General features: G+C 67.0%; 20 protein-coding genes. 9 read left to right on the top strand and 11 right to left on the bottom strand.

Going from position 1 to position 22,136, the window contains the following annotated elements; genetic code table 11:
• Positions 1-74: 74 nt before the first annotated feature.
• The 3 genes from V1Y59_RS04060 to V1Y59_RS04050 form a co-directional block, all read right to left on the bottom strand.
• Positions 75-215 carry a hypothetical protein gene (locus tag V1Y59_RS04060; protein ID WP_330503549.1) on the bottom strand — a complete coding sequence of 47 codons (141 nt, stop codon included), beginning with the start codon at positions 213-215 and terminating at the stop codon, positions 75-77.
• 107 nt (positions 216-322) lie between these two features.
• On the bottom strand, positions 323-505 hold the full coding sequence (locus tag V1Y59_RS04055) for a hypothetical protein (protein ID WP_330503547.1): 183 nt from the start codon (positions 503-505) through the stop codon (positions 323-325).
• A 227-nt stretch (positions 506-732) separates the two neighbouring features.
• Complete coding sequence (locus V1Y59_RS04050; RefSeq protein WP_330503546.1) at positions 733-1,908, bottom strand: TetR/AcrR family transcriptional regulator; 1,176 nt, start codon at positions 1,906-1,908, stop codon at positions 733-735.
• Positions 1,909-2,038: 130 nt separating this feature from the next.
• Here V1Y59_RS04050 and V1Y59_RS04045 point away from each other — a divergent pair, with 130 nt between their 5' ends.
• The 3 genes from V1Y59_RS04045 to V1Y59_RS04035 all read left to right on the top strand — a co-directional run bounded on the left by V1Y59_RS04045 (position 2,039) and on the right by V1Y59_RS04035 (position 6,662).
• Positions 2,039-3,250, top strand: coding sequence for an acetyl-CoA C-acetyltransferase (locus V1Y59_RS04045; protein ID WP_330503545.1), 1,212 nt, complete (start codon positions 2,039-2,041; stop codon positions 3,248-3,250).
• A 100-nt stretch (positions 3,251-3,350) separates the two neighbouring features.
• Positions 3,351-5,525, top strand: coding sequence for a 3-hydroxyacyl-CoA dehydrogenase NAD-binding domain-containing protein (locus V1Y59_RS04040; RefSeq protein WP_330503544.1), 2,175 nt, complete (start codon positions 3,351-3,353; stop codon positions 5,523-5,525).
• A gap of 456 nt (positions 5,526-5,981) precedes the next feature.
• Positions 5,982-6,662: a slipin family protein gene (locus V1Y59_RS04035; RefSeq protein WP_330503543.1), complete on the top strand. Its 681-nt coding sequence runs from the start codon at positions 5,982-5,984 to the stop codon at positions 6,660-6,662.
• A gap of 328 nt (positions 6,663-6,990) precedes the next feature.
• On the opposite strand, the gene V1Y59_RS04030 is transcribed toward V1Y59_RS04035, so the two are convergent.
• Both V1Y59_RS04030 and V1Y59_RS04025 read right to left on the bottom strand, forming a co-directional pair.
• Complete coding sequence (locus V1Y59_RS04030; RefSeq protein ID WP_330503542.1) at positions 6,991-7,863, bottom strand: alpha/beta fold hydrolase; 873 nt, start codon at positions 7,861-7,863, stop codon at positions 6,991-6,993.
• A 22-nt stretch (positions 7,864-7,885) separates the two neighbouring features.
• Positions 7,886-8,200 (bottom strand): ArsR/SmtB family transcription factor, encoded by a 315-nt coding sequence (locus V1Y59_RS04025; protein WP_330503541.1) that lies wholly within the window; start codon positions 8,198-8,200, stop codon positions 7,886-7,888.
• Between the two features lie 150 nt (positions 8,201-8,350).
• Between V1Y59_RS04025 and V1Y59_RS04020 the strand changes: the two genes are divergently transcribed.
• From V1Y59_RS04020 to V1Y59_RS04000, 5 genes are all read left to right on the top strand, one after another.
• On the top strand, positions 8,351-9,952 hold the full coding sequence (locus V1Y59_RS04020; protein ID WP_330503540.1) for an ABC transporter substrate-binding protein: 1,602 nt from the start codon (positions 8,351-8,353) through the stop codon (positions 9,950-9,952).
• 86 nt (positions 9,953-10,038) lie between these two features.
• Positions 10,039-11,010, top strand: coding sequence for an ABC transporter permease (locus tag V1Y59_RS04015; protein ID WP_330503581.1), 972 nt, complete (start codon positions 10,039-10,041; stop codon positions 11,008-11,010).
• Positions 11,007-11,867: an ABC transporter permease gene (locus V1Y59_RS04010; protein ID WP_330503539.1), complete on the top strand. Its 861-nt coding sequence runs from the start codon at positions 11,007-11,009 to the stop codon at positions 11,865-11,867. The genes V1Y59_RS04015 and V1Y59_RS04010 overlap by 4 nt, the downstream gene beginning before the upstream one ends.
• Complete coding sequence (locus tag V1Y59_RS04005) at positions 11,864-12,637, top strand: ATP-binding cassette domain-containing protein (protein ID WP_330503538.1); 774 nt, start codon at positions 11,864-11,866, stop codon at positions 12,635-12,637. Before V1Y59_RS04010 ends, V1Y59_RS04005 begins: the two co-directional genes overlap by 4 nt.
• A complete protein-coding gene (locus V1Y59_RS04000) occupies positions 12,634-13,281 on the top strand; it encodes an ABC transporter ATP-binding protein (protein WP_330503537.1) in 648 nt (215 codons plus the stop codon). The genes V1Y59_RS04005 and V1Y59_RS04000 overlap by 4 nt, the downstream gene beginning before the upstream one ends.
• On the opposite strand, the gene V1Y59_RS03995 is transcribed toward V1Y59_RS04000, so the two are convergent.
• The 4 genes from V1Y59_RS03995 to V1Y59_RS03980 all read right to left on the bottom strand — a co-directional run bounded on the left by V1Y59_RS03995 (position 13,268) and on the right by V1Y59_RS03980 (position 18,006).
• Positions 13,268-14,053, bottom strand: coding sequence for an enoyl-CoA hydratase/isomerase family protein (locus tag V1Y59_RS03995; RefSeq protein WP_330503536.1), 786 nt, complete (start codon positions 14,051-14,053; stop codon positions 13,268-13,270). The two genes, V1Y59_RS04000 and V1Y59_RS03995, sit on opposite strands and share 14 nt — an antisense overlap.
• On the bottom strand, positions 14,050-14,814 hold the full coding sequence (locus tag V1Y59_RS03990; protein ID WP_330503535.1) for an enoyl-CoA hydratase: 765 nt from the start codon (positions 14,812-14,814) through the stop codon (positions 14,050-14,052). Before V1Y59_RS03990 ends, V1Y59_RS03995 begins: the two co-directional genes overlap by 4 nt.
• A gap of 28 nt (positions 14,815-14,842) precedes the next feature.
• The gene (locus V1Y59_RS03985; protein ID WP_330503580.1) at positions 14,843-15,799 is read right to left on the bottom strand and encodes a R2-like ligand-binding oxidase; all 957 of its coding nucleotides are present in this window, start codon (positions 15,797-15,799) and stop codon (positions 14,843-14,845) included.
• A gap of 152 nt (positions 15,800-15,951) precedes the next feature.
• A complete protein-coding gene (locus V1Y59_RS03980; RefSeq protein ID WP_330503534.1) occupies positions 15,952-18,006 on the bottom strand; it encodes an MMPL family transporter in 2,055 nt (684 codons plus the stop codon).
• A gap of 360 nt (positions 18,007-18,366) precedes the next feature.
• On the opposite strand from V1Y59_RS03980, the gene V1Y59_RS03975 reads away from it, so the two are divergent.
• A complete protein-coding gene (locus V1Y59_RS03975) occupies positions 18,367-19,494 on the top strand; it encodes an NDMA-dependent alcohol dehydrogenase (RefSeq protein WP_330503533.1) in 1,128 nt (375 codons plus the stop codon).
• A 64-nt stretch (positions 19,495-19,558) separates the two neighbouring features.
• Here V1Y59_RS03975 and V1Y59_RS03970 read toward each other — a convergent pair whose 3' ends face one another.
• Together V1Y59_RS03970 and V1Y59_RS03965 are read right to left on the bottom strand one after the other, a co-directional pair.
• The gene (locus tag V1Y59_RS03970; protein ID WP_330503532.1) at positions 19,559-20,026 is read right to left on the bottom strand and encodes an ion channel; all 468 of its coding nucleotides are present in this window, start codon (positions 20,024-20,026) and stop codon (positions 19,559-19,561) included.
• Between the two features lie 68 nt (positions 20,027-20,094).
• Positions 20,095-22,083: a M13 family metallopeptidase gene (locus tag V1Y59_RS03965; protein WP_330503531.1), complete on the bottom strand. Its 1,989-nt coding sequence runs from the start codon at positions 22,081-22,083 to the stop codon at positions 20,095-20,097.
• Positions 22,084-22,136: the final 53 nt, after the last annotated feature.

Genomic DNA, 22,136 nt, shown 5'->3' with positions numbered 1-22,136 from the left:
GTTGCCGTCGCCATCGACGTGTCGGGTGTCAGTCGCCGAATGCTCCGCCAGTGACGAGGCCGGGTCCGCTGGACTCATGACGATGAGGTGAAGTAGCCGATCAGCACTCCGAGCGCGAATGTCAGGATCGGGTAGGTGATGAACATGGACAGCTTACCGGTGAAGTACGTGCTCAATTGGCGCCACTTGTCGGGGCCATCGCTGTCGTCAGCCACTTGTCCTCCATTTCGTTGATTTCGGATACGACGGCGTCCCAAGCGGACACGGTCGTGGTGGCGGTCAGGATCGACAAGCCCAACTCTGATGGCGTGATTCCTGTACGTCAGTCCGACAGTGCGAAGCCGGTCAGCAGACCGAGGCTGAAGGTGATGACAGACGGCAGGGAGACCAGCGTGTTGCTCATATACGCCAACATGTCGCCGAAATAGTAGGAGAATCCTCGTGGATGCGACTCTGCCAGGTGCCGAGGCTTGCGCCGTCGGCGCCGGAATTCGCGAATGCCCATGAGTCAGTGTGTCGCCGATGTGCTCGGGGTCGTTTCGGTGAACGACTCGGTTGGTGGGGTCTCGATACGCGTCTCCTTCGTCGCCGCTACTCGACCAGCGGGCTGGGCTGTGTGCTTGGTTGCTGCTTCTCGACTCGCGGTTGGGGGCGTCTCCTTCGTCGCCGCTACTCGACCGGCGGTTGGGGCGGCTGCTTCGTCGTCGCTTCTCGACCGGCGGTGGGGGCGGCTCAGACCCCCAGCACACCCTTCATCAGATATGCCATCTGCGCACCGAACTCGGGCCGATGTACACCGCGACGCATACGGATCGCGTCGTTGACGACCGACAGCGCGGCATGCACGTCGACGGCCGCCCGCTCGTGGGACAGGTCGGGCTTCGCCTGGATCAGCAGGTCGACCCAGCGCGCCACGTAGCGCCGTTGGATGTCGACGAGATCGGTGGCAGTCGGCTGACCGGACAGGGCGAACGAGTTGTTGAAAGCCACCGACAGGTCCGGAGCCGAGGTGATCACACTGACATACGAATCAACGAGCAGCGCAAGAAGTTTGGCGGGGTCCGCGGTGGACGTATAGGCGGCCACCACGCCGGCCTCCAGTCTCGTCGCACTGCGATGCCCGATGCCCGCCAGGATCGCGAGTTTGGAGCTGAAGTGCTTGTAGACGCTCGGTCCGGTGATGCCGACCGCAGCGCCGATGTCGTCCACACCCACCCCGGTGTAGCCGCGCTCGGCGAACAGCGCGGCGGCCGCATCCAGTATCTGGTCACGGCGCGTCGGCACTCCGGCGCCCGCAGGAGGCGTGGGCGGGAGCGGGGGAGCAGAGGCGGGGCGAAGCTCGATCACCCGATGCACCAACGAATCGATCTCCTCGAGCGACCGGGTCGTCGACATCCTCGAGTTGTGCACCGACAGGCTCCCCGCCACGCTCAACACCGCCCAGGCGAGGGTGACGGCTTCGCGCTCGGAGAGATCCGTGCCCTCGGCCAGCGCCGCGCCCCACCGATGCAGGATGGCGCGGGTCCGCAGCACCACCTCGCGGTTCTGGTCGTCGGTGAGGTGTTGGCTGGCCCAGCGCCACAGAGACGTGGACTGCGGGCGTCGCACACCGAGCGAGCAGACGGCGGCGATGAGATCGGTCACCGACGTGTCGGTGTCTCCGTCGAGCGCGCGGTTCGTGCAGGCCTCGAGGTCGTCGACCCCCGCCAGCACCGCGGCGTCGAGCAGCGACTGTTTGTCATCGAAGTGCCGGTACACCGACGGCGCCGTGACGCCCGCGGCCCGGGCGATGTCGGCCAGCGAGACCTGCAGGTACCCGCGGTCGGCGAACAGCGTGGCGGCATGCTCGACGAGCTGTCGCTTGCGGTCGGCCGGGCGGGTGCGCCGGGTCGGTTTCTCGGTAGCCATGGTTAATCGACCATAGCTCAAATCTTGCGTTGCGAGTGACCCGCTGACCACCGGGTATGGCCAAACAAGTTATTCCGCGTTAGCCTCGTAGAGTAACCACACATGGTTCATGCGAAAGGAACACTCAATCGTGGCTGATCAAGCATTCATCTACGAGGCGATCCGTACGCCCCGTGGCAAGCAGCGCGGCGGTTCGCTGCACAGCGTCAAGCCGGTCGACCTGGTCTCCGGGCTGATCGACGAGGTCCTCGCCCGGCACGGCTCGCTCGACCCGGCCGACATCAACGACGTCGTCCTCGGTGTCGTGTCGCCGGTGGGTGAGCAGGGTGCGGTCATCTCCCGCACCGCCGCACTGAACAGCGGTCTGCCCGAGAGCGTCCCCGGTACCCAGATCAACCGGTTCTGTGCGTCCGGCCTGGAGGCCACCAACCTCGCCGCGGCCAAGGTCGCGTCGGGCTTCGACGACCTGGTGCTCGCCGGTGGTGTCGAGGCGATGTCGCGCGTCCCGATGGGTAGCGACGGCGGCGCTCTGTTCACCGACCCGACCACCGCATACGACAACTACATCGTTCCGCAGGGCATCGGCGCCGACCTGATCGCCACCATCGAGGGCTTCAGCCGCGAAGACGTCGACGCCTACGCCGCCGAGTCGCAGGCGCGCGCCGAGAAGGCTTGGACCAGTGGCTACTTCGCCAAGTCTGTGGTCCCGGTCCGCGACATCAACGGCGTCATCGTGCTCGACCACGACGAGCATCGTCGCCCGGGCTCGACCGTCGAGTCGCTCGGCAAGCTCAAGGCCGCCTTCCAGACGCTGGCCGACATGGCCGGCTTCGACGACGTGGCGCTGCAGAAGTACCACTCGGTCGAGAAGATCAACCACGTCCACACCGGCGGTAACAGCTCCGGCATCGTCGACGGCTCCGGCCTGGTGCTGCTCGGTAGCGAAGAGGCCGGCAAGCGCAACGGCCTCACCCCGCGCGGTCGCATCGTCACCTTCGCCGAGATCGGCTCCGAGCCGACCATCATGCTCACCGGCCCCACCCCGGCCACCGAGCTGGCGCTGAAGAAGGCCGGAATGACCGTCGACGACATCGACGTCTTCGAGCTCAACGAGGCGTTCGCGTCGGTCGTCATGAAGTGGATGAAGGATCTGAAGATCCCGCACGAGAAGGTCAACGTCAACGGTGGCGCCATCGCCATGGGTCACCCGCTCGGCGCGACCGGCGCGATGATCTTCGGCACCTGCCTCGACGAGCTCGAGCGCACCGGCGGCCGCTACGGCCTGGTCACCTTGTGCATCGGCGGCGGCATGGGTGTCGCGACCATCATCGAGCGTCTCTGACCTTCCACTTCGCCCCTCGGCCCTTCGTGACGCCTCGCTCGTTCCTCGCGAGGCTCCTCAGGGGCCGGTGCGGCACTACAGAAAGAATCTTTGAAACACCATGAGTGACAACATGTTCAATTGGGAGAAGGACGCCGACGGCGTCGTCATCCTGACCATGGACGACCCGAACCAGGGCGCCAACACCATGAACGACCTGTTCATGACATCGGTACCGGAGATCGTCGACCGCCTCGAGGCCGAGAAGGACGACATCACCGGTGTCGTCATCACCTCGGCGAAGAAGACCTTCTTCGCCGGCGGCGACCTCAAGGACATGAGCAGCGACCGCGGCTCGGAATCCAAGGAAGAGATCGCCACCGCGATCACCGAACGCACCCTCGGCATGAAGAAGGTGCTGCGTCGGCTCGAGACCCTGGGTAAGCCGGTCGTCTCCGCCATCAACGGTGCCGCTCTCGGTGGCGGCCTGGAGATCGCGCTGCACACCCACTACCGCATCGCGGCCGATGTGAAGGGTGTCCAGATCGGTCTGCCCGAGGCCACCCTCGGCCTGCTGCCCGGCGGCGGTGGCGTGGTCCGCACCGTGCGCCTGCTCGGCATCCAGAACGCGCTGATGGGTGTGCTGCTGCAGGGTCAGCGGTTCAACCCGACCAAGGCCAAGGAGACCGGGCTGATCGACGAGGTCGTCGGCTCGATCGAGGAACTGATCCCGGCCGCCAAAGCATGGATCAAGGAGAACCCGGAAGCCGCGCAGCCGTGGGACAAGAAGGGCTACAAGATCCCGGGTGGTGCTCCCACCAACCCGGCGTTCGCCCAGAACCTCCCGGCACTGCCGGCGTTGCTGCGCAAGCAGATCAAGGGCGCCAACATGCCGGCTCCGCGCGCCATCCTGGCCGCCGCCGTCGAGGGTGCCTACGTCGACGTCGACACCGCCGACATCATCGAGACCCGCTACTTCGTCTCGCTGGTCACCGGCCAGGTCGCACAGAACATGATCAAGGCGTTCTTCTTCGATCTGCAGCACATCAATTCGGGCGGCTCGCGTCCGGAGGGCATCGAGAAGTACACCGCCAAGAAGGTCGGTGTGATCGGTGCGGGCATGATGGGCGCCGCGATCGCGTACGTGTCGGCCAAGGCCGGCATGGAGGTCGTGCTCAAGGACATCGACCTCGACGCCGCGAAGAAGGGCAAGGGCTACTCCGAGAAGCTCGAGGAGAAGGCGCTCGCCAAGGGCAAGACCACCCAGGAGAAGAGCGACGCGCTGCTCGCTCGGATCACGCCGACCGTCGACGCCGAGGACTTCAAGGGTGTCGATCTGGTCATCGAGGCCGCGTTCGAGTCGGTCGAGGTGAAGAACAAGGTCTTCCAGGAGATCGAGGACATCGTCGAGCCGAACGCCATCCTGGGTTCGAACACCTCGACGCTGCCGATCACTATCCTGGCGCAGGGCGTGAAGCGCCAGGAGGACTTCATCGGCATCCACTTCTTCTCGCCGGTCGACAAGATGCCGCTGGTGGAGATCATCCGCGGTGAGAAGACCTCGGACGAGGTGCTGGCCAAGGTCATCGACTACACGCTGCAGATCAAGAAGACCCCGATCGTCGTCAACGACAGCCGCGGGTTCTTCACGAGCCGCGTGATCGGAACCTTCGTCAACGAGGCCATCGCGGCCGTCGGCGAGGGTGTGGACCCGGTATTCATCGAGCATGCGGGTTCGCAGGCCGGCTATCCGGCGCCGCCGCTGCAGTTGATGGACGAGCTGACCCTGACCCTGCCGCAGAAGATCCGCAAGGAGACCGAGGCGGCGCTCAAGGCCGAGGGCAAGTCGATCCCGCAGCACGGCAGCAACGCCGTCGTCGACTGGATGGTCGAGAACGGCCGCACCGCTCGCAAGGACGGCAAGGGCTTCTACGACTACGACGAGAACGGCAAGCGCACCGGCCTGTGGCCGGGACTGCGTGAGCAGTTCAACTCGGGCAGCAAGCAGATCCCGTTCGAGGACATGCAGGAGCGCATGCTCTTCGCCGAGGCACTTGAGACCGTCAAGTGCTTCGACGAGGGCGTCCTGACCTCCGTGCCGGACGCCAACATCGGTTCGATCTTCGGCATCGGCTTCCCGGCGTGGACCGGCGGTGTCATCCAGTACATCAACCAGTACGAGGGTGGCCTGCAGGGCTTCGTCGACCGGGCCAAGGACCTCGCGTCCAAGTACGGCAGCAACTTTGAGCCGCCGCAGTCGCTCGTCGACAAGGCGGCCCGTGGTGAGAAGTTCTAGGGGCGAGAAGTTCTGAGCTTACCTGAGCTGACAAAGACACAGGGCCCCGACCGGATTCGTTCCGGTCGGGGCCTTTGTCGTTCCGCCCGGTACTCGCGGTATCCGTTGGTGTTTTCGAAAAGCCGTTGCGTCGGCGCTGGGGGCGTGGCAAGGTTTCTCGTCGGGCGTCGGGGAGCAGACGGAGCGGGGTACCGTGAACCGTTTCTGCGCGTTGGACTCTGGCGCTTCCTCTGAGATGGCACAAGGGCTGCTAACCCTCGAGGTTCGACTCCTCACCGTGGCGTCGCCCCCGGGGCCAACGGACCGAACGGTTATGCGGTCATCGTCGAACGTTGACGGATGACCCCACCGATCGGCCGACCCGCGGGCGGCGTCCAGCCCTCGCCACGACACTCCAACTGCTGACAACCGAAAACCGATGACATGCCGTGCAACACAACGGAAAGGAGGCCCGCCATGTCACTGTTCGCCCGCGTGACCGTCGACCCCGGTCACGCCGTCCTCGAGTACCGAGAGGGAAAGCTCGCGCGGGTACTCCGTCCGGGTGTGTACTCGCAGCGTTCCGACGCCGGCTATGTCGACGTCGACCTGCGTGAGCGGCTGGTGCCGGTGGCGCCGCAGGAGGTGCTCACCTCGGATGCGATGTCGATCCGGGTGTCGATGAGCATCCGGCTCGCGGTCGTGGATCCGGTCGCGTTCAGCGAGCTTGCCGCAGAGCCGATCTCGATCGTCTACGTGGCGACGCAGATCGCGTTGCGCCAGGTCTGCGCGTCGGTGTCGGCCAACGATCTGATCGGCCGTGGCGATGCGCTGGACACCGCACCGGTCCGTGCGGCGGCGGTCGACGCCGGTGCTGCGCTCGGCATCGACGTACGCGACGTCGTCGTCAAGGACGTCATCGTGCCGTCCGAGGTGCGTTCGGCGGCAATCGAAGTGGTCACCGCCAAGGCGCGCGGGCAGGCCAAGCTGGAGGCCGCGCGCGCGGAGACCGCAGCGTTGCGGGCGCTGGCCAACGCCGGTCGTCTGCTCGACGCGCACCCCGCGTTGGCGCAGCTGCGGCTGGTGCAGGCGGTTCCGTACGGCTCGCGGGTCGTGCTGTCGGTCGACGGTGCCGAGGTGCCGTCGGACGCCGAGTAGGTGGGCGCGTATCGAGGCTGCTTGCGTGGTCTCGATACGCGCCTCGCCTAGCGGCTCGGCGCTACTCGACCGGCGGAGTGGGGTGCGGCTGGGCGCTGCTCGGCTGGCGAAAAGGGTTGCGGCTCGGCGCTACTCGACCGGCGGAATTGGTTGTGGCTCGGCGCTACTCGACCAGCGGATTGGGTTGTGGCGAAAGGTAGTCGACCGGCGGAGTGGGTTGCGGCTCGGCGTTACTGGGCCGGCGAGTTGGGCGTTGCGGCTTGGTGCTACTCGATCGGCGGAATGGGTTGCGGCTCCCGCTGGTCGACCAGCGAAAGGTGCTAGGGCGCTATTTGATCGCCGACGAGCGCTGCAGGAACGCGCGTACCGTCGACTCGAACGCCTCCTTGGCTTCGATCATCACCCAGTGCCCGCACTTGGGGAACACGTGCAGCTCGGCGTCGGGGATGAGGCGCATCGGCGCCATCGCCATGTCGGGCGGGCTCACCCGATCGTCGCGGCCCCACGTGAGCAGCGTCGGGCAGGCGACTTTGTGCATCATCGCCCAGTAGGGAGGTGTGTCCGACGCCGCCATGAACTGCTGCTGCATCTCGAAAGCCGCTGAGCCGTACATCATCTGTGCGGTCTTCTGGGCGTCCGGGTGAATGGCGGCGGCCCAGCGTTCCTCGATCAGCTCGTCTGTGATGAGTTTCTTGTCGTAGACCATCGAGTTCAGCCACCGAACGAGTTTGTCCCGATCGGGGTCGTCGGTGAACTCCTGCAACAACTTCAAGCCCTCGCTCGGGCTGGGGCTGAACACGTTCGGGCCGACGCCGCCGATGGTCACCAGCTTCTCGACCCGATCCGGCTTCTTGATGGCGAGGTTGACGCCGACGACGCCGCCCATGGAGTTGCCGATCATCGCGGCCGAGCCGATGTCCAGCGCGTCCATGAACCGGATCACCGACGACCCCGCCGACAGCACCGGATGACCTTCCACCGGATCGCTGACACCGAAACCGGGGAACTCCAGCACGTAGCAGTGATGCGTCTCGGCGAAATGGCCGAGGTTGCCGCGGTAGTTGCGCCAGCCGGTCACGCCCGGCCCGGAACCGTGCAGCAGGATCAGCGGCGGCGCGGCCGGGTCGCCGGCCTCGTGGTAGCGCAGGGTGCCCTGGTCGGTGGTCAGTTCGCGTCTGGTCGCGTCGTATGAGACATCCACGCCTGCCAGATTAGAACGTGTTCTAGTCCACTGTCACTGGGTGCGTCCCATCGGCGTGTGTGACGCCGACGATGTCGTGCAGGATGCGATGCGCGATGGCGTCGTGCACCACCTCGTAGTGGACGGTTCGACCGGATTTCTCGGCGCGCACCCAGCCGAGGTCGCGTAGTGCGCGCAACGATTGCGACGCCGCGTTCTCGGTGATCCCGGCTCGCTTGGCCAATTCGGCAACCGTCGAACGCGGGTGTTCATGCATGTCGATGACCAGCGACAATCGGGTCGAGTCGCTGAGCACCGCGAACCGTGCCGCCCAGGCGTCGACATCGAGTCCGGGCATCGCCACCTCCACCGATCGCCGATCTCCACACTTGGTTTGTCGCTCCTATCGTCGACTACAGTCCGAGATGCGGCAAATATGTGTGTGTACGAACATATGTGTGTGCAGACATCTACCGTTGGCCGCGGATGCGCGAGCAAGAAGGCGGCGATGCGAAAACGGCACTGGTTGGCCCCTGCGGCGATCGCTGCGGCGACGGTCACCGGGATCGTGGGATGCGGCGGAACGGGAGTGTCGTCGGAGGCGAGGGACATCATCGTGCTCGGCGAGAGTCAGGAACTCGGTGATTTCAGCCCGATGATGGGCTACGGCCAGCAGGGCGTCTCCCCGATCTACGAGGCGCTGCTGCGGCCCGGCGCCGACGGCGATTCGCGCGTCCCCGATCTCGTGCCGGCACTGGCCACCGACACGCCGAAGCGGATCACCGAACGCGTCTGGCGATTGCCGCTGCGCACCGGAGTGACCTTCTCCGACGGCAGCGCGTTCGATTCCGCGGATGTCGTGGCGACGTATCGTGCCGTGCGCGACCCGCAGGTCGCCTCGGAGATCGCGACCGACTTCGCGCCGATCGTCGACGTCACCGCCGACGGCCCCGACGCGGTGACCGTACGGATGAACACCGAGGCCGACCCGTCGCCGTACCTGCTGCTGGGTATCGCGCCCTCGGAGACGATCGAGGCCGCTCCGGCCGCGGAGTGGGCGTTGAACACCCAGCCGGTGGGCACCGGCCCCTATCAACTGGACTCGCTGCAGCCGGATCAGGCCGTGCTCGTCGCGCGCGACGGCTATTGGGGCGCAGCGCCGCAGGTCACCCGGCTGGTCTACACGTTTGCCCCCGACGACAACACACGGGCGCAACGGATCATCGCCGACGAGATCGACGGGGCGAACCTGCCCCCGAAACTCGCCGGGAGCCTCGAAGGCCGCGAGGGGGTGAGCGTGATGGCGGTGAAATCGGCTGATTGGCGCGGGGTCTCGCTGCCTTCGACGAACGCGTTCACCGCAGACGTCGCCGCGCGGCGGGCGATGAATCTCGCTGTGGACCGGACGGCCGTCGTGCGCGATGTCCTGGCCGGCCGTGGTGAGCCGGCGAGCACCCCGATCGCATCGGTCTACGGTCCTGCGTACAACCCCGACGCCCAGTTCTCGTTCGACATCGACCAGGCGGCTCAGATCCTGGACGCGGCCGGATGGCGACCCGGACCCGACGGTGTACGAGCGCGCGGAGGCGACCGGGCCTCATTCACCCTGCTCTACAACGCCGAGGACACCCTGCGCCGCGACCTCGCGGTCGCCTTCGCCGCGGCGATGACGCCGCTGGGTATCGAGGTCGATCCGCGCGGCACCAGCTGGGACGAGATCGACACCCGACTCGACTCCGACGCGGTGCTGCTCGGCGGTGGGTCGACGCCGTACAGCATCGACTCGCAGGTGTACGACCCGCTGCACAGCCGGGTACCGGACTCCTCGCCGTACTCGAATCCCGGCGACTTCACCGCGCCCGGCCTCGACGCCTTGCTGGACGCGGCTCGTCAGAGCGCTCCCGGCCCGGCCAACGACGCGCGATACCGGGAGATCCAGACGGTCTACGAATCCGCGCCGTCGGCCGTGTACCTGGCGTTCCTGCACCACACGTACGCCGCTCGCAGCGACGGGTGGACCCATGACGCCCCCATCTTGGAACCCCACTCCCACGGAGTCGCATGGGGGCCATGGTGGAACCTGCCGTCGTGGCGGAGTGACGCCTCGTGACCCTCACCCGGCCTTCGACACCGACGACCGCGAACACCGCGTCTGTCGGCGGTGAGACCGGACCGCGGCGTCGTGACCGCGAACGCCTGCAGGTCACCGTCCGGCTCCTCGGGCGGCGGTTACTGCTCGCGATCCCGACGGTCGGACTGGTCTCGTTGGGCATCTTCGCGATCGCGGCGGCGTCCCCGTTCGATCCGCTGTCCGCGCATCTCGGAGCCGACTTCCAGTCGGCGACGCAGTCACAGCGGGAGGCGGTGAGCGACGCCTACGATCTCGACCAGAACTGGTTCGAGGCCTGGCTGCACTGGTGGGGTCATCTGGTGACCGGCGACTTCGGGTGGTCATCGACCCGTAGTCAGCCAGTGGCGCAGGTGATCGCCGAGCGTCTGCCGTTCACCCTCGGCATGGCATCGGCGGCGCTGCTGTCCGCTGCGGTGATCTCGGTGATCCTCGGAGCGGTCGTCGGCATGCGGCGTGGTGGCCTGGTCGACCGATCGGTGACCGCCTTGGCCGCGATGCTCGCGGCGACGCCACCCTTTGTGATCTCCCTGCTGCTGGTGAGCGTCTTCGCGGTGTCGCTCGGCGCGTTCCCGACCTCCGGTGCTCGACGGCCCGGTGACCCTTACACCGTCGAGGGCATCCTGACCCACGCCGTGCTGCCCTACATCGCGCTGACCGTCTCGATGATCCCGTGGCTGCTCCTGACGATGCGCTCGGCCGTCGTCGAGGCGGTCGCCTCGGATGCGGTGCGGGCCGCTCGCGCCCGGGGAATCAGCGGATGGGTATTGCTGCGCGGACATGTGGTGCCGGTGTCGGTGCTCCCTACCCTGGCGCTGCTGGGCACCCGACTACCCGAGTTGATCGCGGGTGCCGCGATCGTCGAGACCGTGTTCGGCTGGCCCGGGCTCGCCGAGGCACTCGTGGATTCGGCAGTCGCCCTGGATTTCCCGTTGCTCGCCGCGCTCGCGGTCGGATCGGCGGTCCTGGTGCTCGCGGGTTCTGCACTCTCCGATGCGGCAGCGGTGTGGATCGATCCGCGGATCGGGATGCGCGCATGACGGCGCCCCCAGGTACCCGACGCGTCACGGCCCCCGGGAGATGGCGGTTCCGCGCGCGATTGCTGGCACCGTGGATCGTCCTCGGTGTGGTCGCGGTGATCGCCGTCGGCTGGCCCTTGATCGCCGGTCAACAGTCGCCGGATTTCGCCGACTCTCTGCGGGCGCCGGGCGACGAGCACTTCCTCGGCACCGACCATTCCGGGTACGACCTCGGCGTGCGAACCGCGCAGGGTCTCCAGATCTCGCTGGTGATCGCGGCGGCGTGTGCGGTGCTCGCGACCCTGCTCGGACTGATCATCGGCATCGGCTCGGTCACCGCCGGTGGGTGGATCGACGCCGTGGTCATGCGTGTCGTGGACGGTGTCAACGCGCTGCCGCACCTCGTCGTCGGCGTCGTGATCGCGGCGATGTGGCGCGGCGAACCGATCGCCATCATCGCCTCGATCGCGTTGACCCACTGGCCCGCGGTCGCGCGCGTGGTTCGCGCCGAACTACTCGACAACACCTCGGCCGGCTGGATCGAATCCGCCCGCCTCGCCGGGGCATCGCGGACCTTCATCGCCACCCACCACCTGCTGCCCGCCGTCACCGGCCAGGCCTTGGTCACCATGACCGTGCTGCTGCCGCACGCGGTGTGGCACGAGACGACACTGTCGTTCCTCGGGGTAGGACTCTCGCCGGACGAAGCGAGCCTGGGCACCCTCCTCGGACAGGCGCGCGGCGACGTGCTGTCCGGCGCGTGGTGGACGCTCGCCGTTCCGGGAATAGCTCTGATGATCACCGCGCTGGCGTGTGCCGCGGCCGCGTCGTCGCTGCGACGAGTCACTTTGCCGCCGACCGGGGAGGTGTGGCGATGACGGCGATCGATCGCGAGGTCCGCGCCCGCATCGAGCGTCTGACCGCCGACATCACCGCACGGCGCCGGTGGGACCGCGTCGATGTGCGTGTGCTCCACGACGTCGATCTCGAGGTGCGCGCCGGTTCGCTCACCGCGCTGGTCGGTGAATCCGGATGCGGCAAATCGATGATCGCCGCCGCGCTCACCGGCCTGTTGCCACCAGGGTCTCAGATGACCGGTGCCGTACTGGTCGACGACATGGAGCTCACCGTCGACGACCCGCGCTGGTCGACCCTGCGCGGACGACGGATCGGACTGGTGCCGCAGTCTCCCTCGACCTCCTTCACGCCGGTGCGCACCGTCGGATCCCAGCTCGACGAGGTGATCCGCCGCCTCGGCGGTAGCCGGTCAGCGGTCGAACTGTGCCGGGTCGTGCGCCTCCCCGAGTCCGCGCTCCAGCTGTATCCGCACGAGTTGTCGGGAGGTATGGCGCAACGCGCTGCGGTCGCGGCAGCACTGGCCGGTGACCCGGCGATCCTCGTGGCCGACGAACCGACGTCCGCCCTCGACGGCGAGCTGGCCGCCGACACCTGGGAGCTGTTCGCCGCCGCGGCGGACGCCGGGGCAGCGGTGCTGGTGATCACTCACGACATCGAGACCCTGACCGGTGGTCGGTGCGACTCCATCGCGGTGATGCGCGCGGGCGCGATCGTCGCGCACGGCACCCGCGAAGCGTTGTCTGCATTGCGGGACACGTACGTCGCCGACCTCTTCGCGACGGTCACATGAGCGCACCCGAGAAGGCCGCGCTCACCGAGGCCATCGTCGCGTCCGGCCTCGAGGCGCGTTTCGGCGCCCGGACGATCTTCAGCGGCATCGACGTCAACGTGGTGCCCGGCCGTATCTCCGGAGTCGTCGGGCCGTCGGGCAGTGGCAAGACGACACTGTTGCGCATCGTCGCGGGACTTGCGAAACCGACTGCCGGGCAGGTCGATCGGCCGGCGCTACAGCCTGCTGGCGGGATCGGGATGCTCGCACAGAATCCGCGGCAGGTGTGCAATCCGCGGTGGACGTTGCGTCGGCTCGTCGCCGAACCGGCCACGATCGGGCGGCGGTCGTGCGACGTCGAGTCGATCGCGGAGCGCGTCGGGCTCGAGGTGAGTCTGCTCGACCGGTTCCCGGGGCAGGTGAGCGATGGACAGTTGCAACGGGTCTGCCTCGGTCGCCTATTGGTGCAGGCGCCGCGGTTCGTGTTCTGTGACGAGCCGACGTCGATGCTGGACCCGGTGTCGGCGCGGGCCGTGGTCGCGATTCTGCAGTGTCTCGTCGACGACGGCGCGGGCATGATGCTCGTCAGTCACAACCGGCGGCTGGTGGAGCGGCGATGCGCAGAGATCGTGGAGTTGGGAGGGTCCCGGGTCAGCGGCCGGTGAAGTTCGGTGGGCGGCGTTCGAGGAAGGACGCGACGCCCTCCCGGTGATCCTCCGAACGGAAGCATCGCTCCATGACCTCGCGGGTAGCGCCGACGTGCTCGTCGAACGACCGGCCGATCCCGGCGTACAGCAGGGCCTTGGTCTCGCGGATCGCGAACGGCGAGCCGGCGATGAATCTGCCGGCCTCTTCTCGGGCCGCCGCGTCGAGGTCATCGGGCTCGACGACGGCCAGGAGATAGCCCAGTTCGATCGCCCGTTCGGCGCCGATGATCTCGCCGGAGAACAGCAGCCGCGCCGCTTCCTGGACGCCGATCAGTCGGGGCAGCACCCACGTACCCGCACCGGTGTCGGGGACGAGACCGCGGTGCACGAACACCCAGCCGAACCGCGCGCGGGGCGTGGCGATGCGGACGTCACACATCGAGGTGAACTCGGCACCCATCCCGATCGCCGGTCCGTCGATGGCGCACACGATCGGCTTCGGGCACGCCATCAGCGGAGGCACCCCGCCTGCCCGGGGCGCCTGCCCGCCGCTGCTGCGTTGCTCCTCGGGTGTGTCCTGCAGATCGGACAGGTCGGTGCCCGCGCAGAACGCGCCCGGTACTCCCGTGAGGATCAACGCCCGGGCGCCGTCGTCATCGATGCCCTCGGCCACGGCGTCGGACAGCTCGCCGAGCATGGCGAAGGTCATCGCGTTCTTCTTCGCCGGCCGGTCGATCGTGATCGTGCCGATTCCGTCGTGCGATTCGTAGCTGATGTGCGCGTCGCTCACAGCTGTGCCCGATTCCGGGCCAGGACCTGCTGCCGATTCGCCTCCAGCGCATCCCAATCCGGTACCGCGGCGGCTGCCAGCTCACCTTCGACGGAGAGCGCCACGCCGGTCGTCGCGTCCCACCCGGCGTCGTAGACCTTCTTCAACGCGCGCAGCATGTGCCCGTCGGTGTCGGCGATCCGCCGCGCCACATCCATCGCGTGACCGACCAACTCCTCGTGCGCGACGACCTCGGTCACCAGCCCTATGCGTTGTGCCAGACCAGCGTCCACGACCTCACCCGTCAACGACATACGGCGAGCCCAGCCCGTCCCGACACGATCCGGAAGACGGACGGTCATCCCACCGCCGGGCAGCACACCCACGCGGGCGTGGGTGTCCGCGAACACCGCCCGGTCGCCCGCGATCAGGAAGTCGCATCCGAGGGCGATCTCGAGGCCGCCGGTGAACGCCGCACCGTTGATCGCACCGACGGTCGGTGTCCCGAGCTCCCCGACGAGGCGGATGCAGTCGGCGTCGTGCACGGCCGCGAGGTAACCGGCCCCGTCCGCGGCCAGCGCTTTGAGATCGAGGCCGGCGCAGAAGGCCGGGTCCGCCCCGGTGAGCACGAGGACCCGGACCGCCTCGTCGGCATCGAGTCGCCGCAGCGCGGCACTCAGGTCACGTGCGAGGTCGAGGCTCAACGCGTTGCGCGCCTCGGGCCGGTTCAGCGTCACCAGGGCGACGCCGTCTCGGACATCGACCAGTACCGGATCTGTCATCGAACCCCCGAATCGCCGCGTGTGTTGCTCACCGTCCCATCGCTGCGGCGTCCTCCTCGCCGAACCGTTCCTCGAGGGACTCGGGTGAGTAGTCGAGGTCGATCTCGGCGACCGGGCGGCCGCGGGCCGACTCGATGGCGCTGAGTCGTCGTTGACCGCGGTCGGCGGCGTAGGCGATGAACTCGTTGTTGTCGAGGCCGAAGGGCTGTTCGTCGAACTGCTCGTTCACCCAGTTGATCATTCCCAGCGCCAGCGGCATGAGTTCCTCCATGCGGCCCGTCACGACCTCCCAGAGGGAATCGTCGGCGGCGACGTGGCGGCGGCAGGTGAACGTGCCCCACGCCATGTGCCGCCGCTCGTCGTCGCCGATGAACTTGATGAGGCGCTGCATGCCGGGGAAGATCCCGTGCTGCGTGCACACCTTCTGCCAGGCGTAATACCCGGTCAGCGCGAGGCTGCCCTCGATGACGTGGTTGTAGGTGACGCTGGCCCGGATCTGATTGCGCGGCGACGGGTCGGAGTTCAATGCGTTCAGCGACGACGGCAGCTCGTCGTAGAACAACTGCCGGTAGTACGGGTTGTCGGCGACGTAGGACTGCAGGTCGCCGTCGAGGCCCACCGCATCCATCCACCGACGGAACACCTGGATGTGCTTGGCCTCCTCGAAGCAGAACTGCGTCAGGTACATCTCGTCGCCGAAGCGGCCTTCGGCGGCCATCGCGTGCATGAACGGCTGGATGTCCTGGGTGACCGCTTCCTCGCCCGCGATGAACTGACTGACCAGATAGGTGGCGCTGCGGCGTTGTTCGTCGGTGATCTCGCCCCAGTCCTCGGCGTCACGAGAGAAGTCGATGGCGGCCGGATCCCAGAAGCGGCCATTGCCTTTGACGAACAGCCGCAACGGGAACGCATCCCAGTTGAGGCCGCCGCTACGCAGCGACGCGAAGTCTTCACGTCCATGCGCCTTGTGTTCGGCGAGAGTCATCGAGATCACCAGCTAACGATCGTTTGAATACGATGAATCGACGCTATCCCGCGCGGTCACAGGGCGTGTTCGGATTCTCCGAACTCTCAGGTCGCTGTTTGGTCTCGGGCTCGCCGGATGTCCGCACCTCGCCGACATGGGCGGCGAAAACCTCAGCGGGACAACGAACTCGGCCACCACACCCGTTTGCCGATGTCGAGGGTCAGCGCCGGCACGAGCAGGGTACGCACGATCAGGGTGTCGACCAGAACACCGAATGCGACGAGGAACGCGATCTGCACGAGGAACAGCAACGGGATCACCGCGAGCGCGGCGAACGTCGCGGCAAGCACCACGCCGGCGGACGTGATGACACCGCCCGTGGCGGTCAACCCGCGCAACATCCCGTCGCGGGTGCCATGCGTCTTCGCTTCCTCGCGGGCGCGGGTCATCAGGAAGATGTTGTAGTCGATGCCGAGCGCGACGAGGAACACGAACGCGAACAGCGGGACCACCGGGTCGGCGCCGGCGAAGTCGAACGGTCCGTTGAAGAGCAACGCGCCGACGCCGATCGTCGCGGCGAACGACACCACGGTCGTCGCCAGCAGCATCACCGGTGCCGCGATGCTGCGCAGCAGCAGCATCAGCACCGCGAGGACCACCACCAGAACGATGGGGATGATGAGGTTGCGGTCGTGGACGGCGGTGGTGCGGGTGTCGAGATCGATCGCGGTGGTACCGCCGACGAGCGCGTCGGCATCGTCGATGGGATGTACTGCGTCGCGGATGCGCACCACGGTGTCCTGCGCGGCGAGCGAGTCGGCGGTGTCGGTGAGGGTCGCCTGAACCGCCACCTTGCCGTCGACGACGACAGGGGCACCGCCCTCGGTGACCAACTCGGCCGAAGCGACGCCGTCGACGCCGCGCACCGTGTCCAGGACGGCTTGTCCCTGCGGCTGGTCGGCGATCACCCAGGTCGGCGAACCGCTGCCGGCGTCGAAGTGCTCGGCCTGGATCTCGGCGCCCTCGACCGAGTCGACCGAGGTGAGGAAGTAGTCGGTCTGCGCGATGCCGTCGGACTTGAACATCGGTGCGAAGGCGGCGCCGATGAGCAGTACGACGAGCGTGGTGATCCAGATGGTGCGCGGTCGCGCGGCGACGCGGTCGGCGATGCCCGCCCAGAGACGGTGGGTGCTGCCCGGTTCGGATGAATCGGTGTGCTTGGGGCGCAGCGGCCAGAATGCGGTGCGCCCCAGTAGGGCGAGTGCTGCGGGCAGGAACGTCATCGACGCGACGAAGCTGGTGGCGATGCCGATCGCGGCGACCGGCCCGAGGCTGCGATTGGAGTTGAGGTCGGAGAACAGCAGGCACAGCACACCGAGGATGACGGTGCCGGCGGACGCCGAGATCGGTTCGATGGTCGCCCGCCAGGCGGAGCGGACGGCCGCGTACTTGTCGTCGGTGCGCGTCAACTCTTCACGGAAACGCGACACCAGCAGCAGTGCGTAGTCGGTGGCCGCGCCGAAGACGAGGATGAACAGGATGCCCTGGCTTTGGCCGTTGAGCTCGAGGACGTCGTTGGAGGCGAGGAGATAGACCAGGCCCGAGGCGAGTCCGAGCGCGAAGATCGCCGAGATGATCACCACGATCGGCAGGATCGGACTGCGGTAGACGACGATCAGGATCAGGATCACCACCGATCCCGCCACCAGCAGCAGCAATCCGTCGATGCCGCTGAAGGCCTCCCCGAGGTCGGCGATCTGACCGGCCGGGCCGGTGACCTTGACGGTCAGCCCGTCCGGCGGGGATGCGAGGGCCTCGCGCAGCTTCTCGACATGGTCGGCGGGCTCCCCTTCCGCCGAGATGGGGACGAACATCTGCGCCGCCTGGCCGTCGGTCGACGGGATGGGTGGGGAGAACGCCGGTCCGAATCCCTCGGTGCCCGCCAGCGGCGCGGCGGCCGTCGCGAGGAACTCCGTGTCGGCGGGGGCGAGGCCCGAGGTCCGCTCGGCGACGACGACCGCGGGCACGGTGTCGGAATCGGTGAACCCGCTCAGCATGTCGTTGACCTCGGTCGACTCCGCCGATGCCGGGAGGAACGCGCTGTTGTCGTTCGTGGCGACCGAGGAGAGCTTCCCGGCATACGGGCCGGTCACACCTCCGATGACGAGCCAACCGAGGAGCAAGAGCGCGGGGATCAGCCAGCGGAGCCGGGGCGTGGTCGCCATGAGTTCCTGTCTACACGACCGGATTGTCGGCATTCGCCACGGCGTGGTCGGACCGTGTAGCGCGGCGACTGGCAACAATCAGCCGTGTGAGGCCGTCCGAGGGCGTATTCCCCTCGGTGGTCCCTGAGACGGCTGATCTTGGTCAGATGTCCAGCGCACCTTGTTCTCGACGCCACCGAAACGCTCGTTCCGTGCACGACCACTCGAGCTGAACGACAGGTCCCGATCTAACGATCGATAACTTGTCCCAATTGCCCACCGCCGCAACGTGTGTAGGCGTTTCGTATGCGCAGTGATGCATATGCGGCGACGATGTGACCAGATCGCATATCGCCGTCCGAACGAAAGGGGTCAAGCGGCATGAAGACCAAGGGAGCAATCCTTCGAAACCCGGGTGAGAAGTGGCAGATCGAGGAGTTCGACCTCGGCGATCCGGTTGCCGGCGAGGTTCAGGTCAAGCTCGTCAGCTCGGGCCTGTGCCACTCCGATCACCATCTCCGCACCGGTGACAGTCCGGCACCGATGCCCGTCCTCGGCGGCCACGAGGGTGCCGGCATCGTGCACAAGGTCGGACCCGGGGTCACCAACTTCAAGGAAGGCGACCACGTCGTCACGGCCTTCATCCCGGCGTGCGGGGTGTGTGAACCGTGCTCGCGCGGGGACCAGAACATCTGCGACGAGGGGGCCCGGCTGCTGACCGGTCTGTCCATCGCCGACGACACGCACCGCGCTCACACCAGCGATGGGCTCGGGCTCGCACAGATGTGTCTGCTCGGCACGTTCGCGCCCTACATCACGGTCAATCAGGCCTCCCTGATCAAGATCGAGGACGACATCCCGCTGCAGCAGGCGGCACTGCTCGGCTGCGGTGTCGCCACCGGTTGGGGATCGGCCGTCGAGATCGGTGGCACCCACGCCGGTGACGTGGTGGTCGTGGTCGGCATCGGCGGGGTCGGCATCAATGCGGTGCAGGGCGCGGCGCAGGCCGGCGCGCGGATCGTCGCCGCTGTCGACCCGGTGCCGTTCAAGCGGCAGATGGCCGAGAAGCTGGGCGCCACGCACACCTTCGAGTCGATGGAGGAGGCACTTCCGGTCATCGGTGAGATCAGCTGGGGCAAGATGGCCAACACCACGATCCTCACCGTCGGCGAGATCGACGGATCGATGATCCAGCCGGCGCTGTCGCTCACCGGCAAGGGCGGCCAGGTGGTCGTCGTCGGTATGGGCAACTTCGCGTCGATGGACGCGCAGATGAACCTCTTCGAGCTCACCTTGCTGCAGAAGCGCGTGCAGGGCGGGATCTTCGGTGGGGCCAGCCCGCGCACCCAGGTGCCGAATCTCCTCCAGGAGTACCGCGCAGGCAAGTTGAACCTGAGCGATCTGGTGACCAACACCTACCGGCTCGATCAGATCAACGAGGCCTACGACGACATGCTGTCGGGCAACAACATCCGCGGCATGATCGTCTACGGCGACGACGACTACTGATCGTTAGTCACTCCGCCGATCCCTGGGGAGCTGGAAGGCCCCTCAGGGATCGGCTGGTGCGTTCTCAGCGCTTGACGCGTTCCGAGACAAGGACGTTCAGGAAGCGAATCCCGAGACCGAGCAGAACCAGGGTGCTGACCATCTGGATCGACACCGCCACCCGCGCACCCTGGGACTCCGCGGTGATGTCACCGAAACCTGTTGTGGTGAACACCGTCAGGCAGAAGTAAAGGGCGTCGACGCGGGTGAGAGGGTCGCTTATGCTGCCGTGGTCGTACTCGGAGAACAGGAAGTACACGGTCGCGAATCCGACGATGTACAACGCAGCGATCGCCACCAGCATCTCGATCGCCGTCGCCACCGGGAACGGCGACCGGATGAAATGGCGGATCTCCCAGGCGCAGAACGCGATCAGCAGCACCGCGCCGATTGTGAGGCCGACGAAATTGACCGAGCTGGCCCGGTCGATCGGCAGCAGGAAGTAGCCGAACAACAGGATCACCGTGGCCAGGATCGGCCGGATGATGGCCATGGCCACCTGCCGCCGACCGACGTTCCTGCGTGCCTCCGCCAGATCCCCGACGCCCGTCCCCACCTGAACTACCAGATCCGCACGCGCTCGGATTCGTCCAGATACAGCGCATCGCCCGGCGTCACATCGAACGCGTCGTAGAACGCATCCATGTTGCGGACCACGCCGTTGCACCGGAACTCCGGCGGAGAGTGCGGGTCGATCGACAATCGCCGGATCGCCTCGGCATCACGGGTTTTGGTGCGCCAGATCTGCGCCCAGCTGAAGAACACGCGCTGGTCGCCGGTCAGACCGTCGATCGTCGGCGCGGCCTCTCCCGCGGTCGCGAGCCGGTAGGCGACCAGCGCGATGGACAGACCGCCGAGGTCACCGATGTTCTCGCCGATCGTGAAATCGCCGTTGACCTTGTACTCCTCGTCGAGTCCCATCGGCGTGAACTCGCCGTACTGGTCGATGAGTTTACGGGTGCGCGAGGAGAACTCGGTGCGATCCTCGTCCGTCCACCAGTCGACGAGGTTGCCGTCGCCATCGTACTTGGCGCCCTGGTCGTCGAAACCGTGGCCGATCTCGTGACCGATCACCGCGCCGATACCGCCGTAGTTGGCGGCGTCGTCGGCCTCGGGGTCGAAGAACGGGGGCTGGAGAATGGCTGCGGGAAAGACGATCTCGTTCATGCCCGGGTTGTAGTAGGCGTTCACCGTCTGCGGCGTCATGAACCACTCGTCGCGGTCCACCGGGCCACCGATCTTCGCGAACTCCCGGTCCTGCTCGAACGACGATGCGCGAGCGACATTCCCGATGAGGTCGCCACGGTCGACGGTCAGGGTTCCGTAGTCGCGCCAGCGTGCCGGGAACCCGATCTTGGGGGTGAACTTCTCGAGCTTGGCAAGCGCCTTCTCCCGAGTGGCCGGCGTCATCCACTCGAGTTCGGTGATGTTGCGGCGGTAGGCGGCCACCAGGTTGTCGATCAACTCGTCCATCCGGGCCTTCGCCTCGGGACCGAAGTGCTTGTCCACGTAGAGTTTTCCGACCGCGAATCCCATCGCGTCCTCGACGAACCCGACACCGCGCTTCCACCGGTCCCGGATCGTCTCCGAGCCGGTCAGGGTGCGTCCGTAGAAGGCGAAGTTCTCATCGACGAAGTCCGACGACAGGTACGGCGCTGCCGAGTGCAGCAACTTCCACGTCAGCCACGTCTTCCAGTCGTCGAGCGACCGCGACGCGATCAACTCCCCGGCTCCGGTGACGAAGGACGGTTGCCCCACCACGATCTCGGCGAACGTGGTCTCCCCGGTGGTGCCGAGGCCACCCAGCCAGGACGACACGTCGAATGCGCCCGCGGAGTCGGTGAAGTCGGCGAGCGTCCGCAGGTTGTAGGTGAGCTCGGCATCGCGTCGGCGGACGACGTCCCAGTGATGGCCGGCGAGCGCGGTCTCCAGGTCGAGGACCGTGCGGGCCCGGGTGTCGGCGTCGTCGAAGCCGGCGAGGGTGAACATAGCGCCGACGTGTGCGATGTAGGCGTCACGGGTCTCGGCGTGCTTGTCCTCGCGGTAGTAGGACTCGTCGGGCAGGCCGAGTCCGGACTGCACGACGTGCACGAGGTAGCGGTCGGACTGCTTGGCGTCGGTGTCGACGTAGAAGCCGAACAGGCCGCTGACGCCGTGCCGTTGCAGGCGCCCGATGCGATGACTCAGGTCCTCGGCGGAACTGATCGCCGCGATCTTGTCGAGTTCACCGCGGATCGGTCCGATGCCAAGGGCGTCGATGTGCGCGGTGTCCATGAACGAGGCGTACAGATCGCCGATCTTCTGGGCGTCGGAGCCACTGAGCGATTCGGCGTCGGCACATTCGGTGATGATGTCGCGGACGTTCTCCTCGGCCCGGTCGCGCAGCACGTGGAAGGCGCCGTCGAGGGGGCGGTCGTCGGGGATGACGTGGCTTTCCAGCCACTTGCCGTTGACATGGGCGAACAGGTCGTCCTGGACGCGGACGCCGTCGTCCACCCAGCTGAGATCGATACCGGAAATCTGTGGGGTGTCAGTCTGCGAAGCGGTCACCCGTACATCCTGTCATCGCGGCCCCGATTCGTCAGCCTGCTCACCTACCGTGG

The sequence above is a fragment of the Gordonia prachuapensis genome (genome assembly GCF_036350515.1).
Lineage (GTDB): Bacteria > Actinomycetota > Actinomycetes > Mycobacteriales > Mycobacteriaceae > Gordonia > Gordonia prachuapensis.
This window is presented reverse-complemented; position numbering and strand designations above follow the sequence as displayed.

Coding starts and splice junctions, on each gene's coding strand:
- V1Y59_RS04050 (WP_330503546.1), bottom strand. CDS start 1,908: ATGGCTACCGAGAAACCGACCCGGCGCACCCGCCCGGCCGACCGCAAG.
- V1Y59_RS04020 (WP_330503540.1), top strand. CDS start 8,351: ATGCGAAAACGGCACTGGTTGGCCCCTGCGGCGATCGCTGCGGCGACG.
- V1Y59_RS03990 (WP_330503535.1), bottom strand. CDS start 14,814: ATGACAGATCCGGTACTGGTCGATGTCCGAGACGGCGTCGCCCTGGTG.
- V1Y59_RS03975 (WP_330503533.1), top strand. CDS start 18,367: ATGAAGACCAAGGGAGCAATCCTTCGAAACCCGGGTGAGAAGTGGCAG.
- V1Y59_RS03970 (WP_330503532.1), bottom strand. CDS start 20,026: ATGGCCATCATCCGGCCGATCCTGGCCACGGTGATCCTGTTGTTCGGC.
- V1Y59_RS04000 (WP_330503537.1), top strand. CDS start 12,634: ATGAGCGCACCCGAGAAGGCCGCGCTCACCGAGGCCATCGTCGCGTCC.
- V1Y59_RS04005 (WP_330503538.1), top strand. CDS start 11,864: ATGACGGCGATCGATCGCGAGGTCCGCGCCCGCATCGAGCGTCTGACC.
- V1Y59_RS03980 (WP_330503534.1), bottom strand. CDS start 18,006: ATGGCGACCACGCCCCGGCTCCGCTGGCTGATCCCCGCGCTCTTGCTC.
- V1Y59_RS04025 (WP_330503541.1), bottom strand. CDS start 8,200: ATGCCCGGACTCGATGTCGACGCCTGGGCGGCACGGTTCGCGGTGCTC.
- V1Y59_RS04055 (WP_330503547.1), bottom strand. CDS start 505: ATGGGCATTCGCGAATTCCGGCGCCGACGGCGCAAGCCTCGGCACCTG.
- V1Y59_RS04010 (WP_330503539.1), top strand. CDS start 11,007: ATGACGGCGCCCCCAGGTACCCGACGCGTCACGGCCCCCGGGAGATGG.
- V1Y59_RS04040 (WP_330503544.1), top strand. CDS start 3,351: ATGAGTGACAACATGTTCAATTGGGAGAAGGACGCCGACGGCGTCGTC.
- V1Y59_RS04035 (WP_330503543.1), top strand. CDS start 5,982: ATGTCACTGTTCGCCCGCGTGACCGTCGACCCCGGTCACGCCGTCCTC.
- V1Y59_RS03985 (WP_330503580.1), bottom strand. CDS start 15,799: ATGACTCTCGCCGAACACAAGGCGCATGGACGTGAAGACTTCGCGTCG.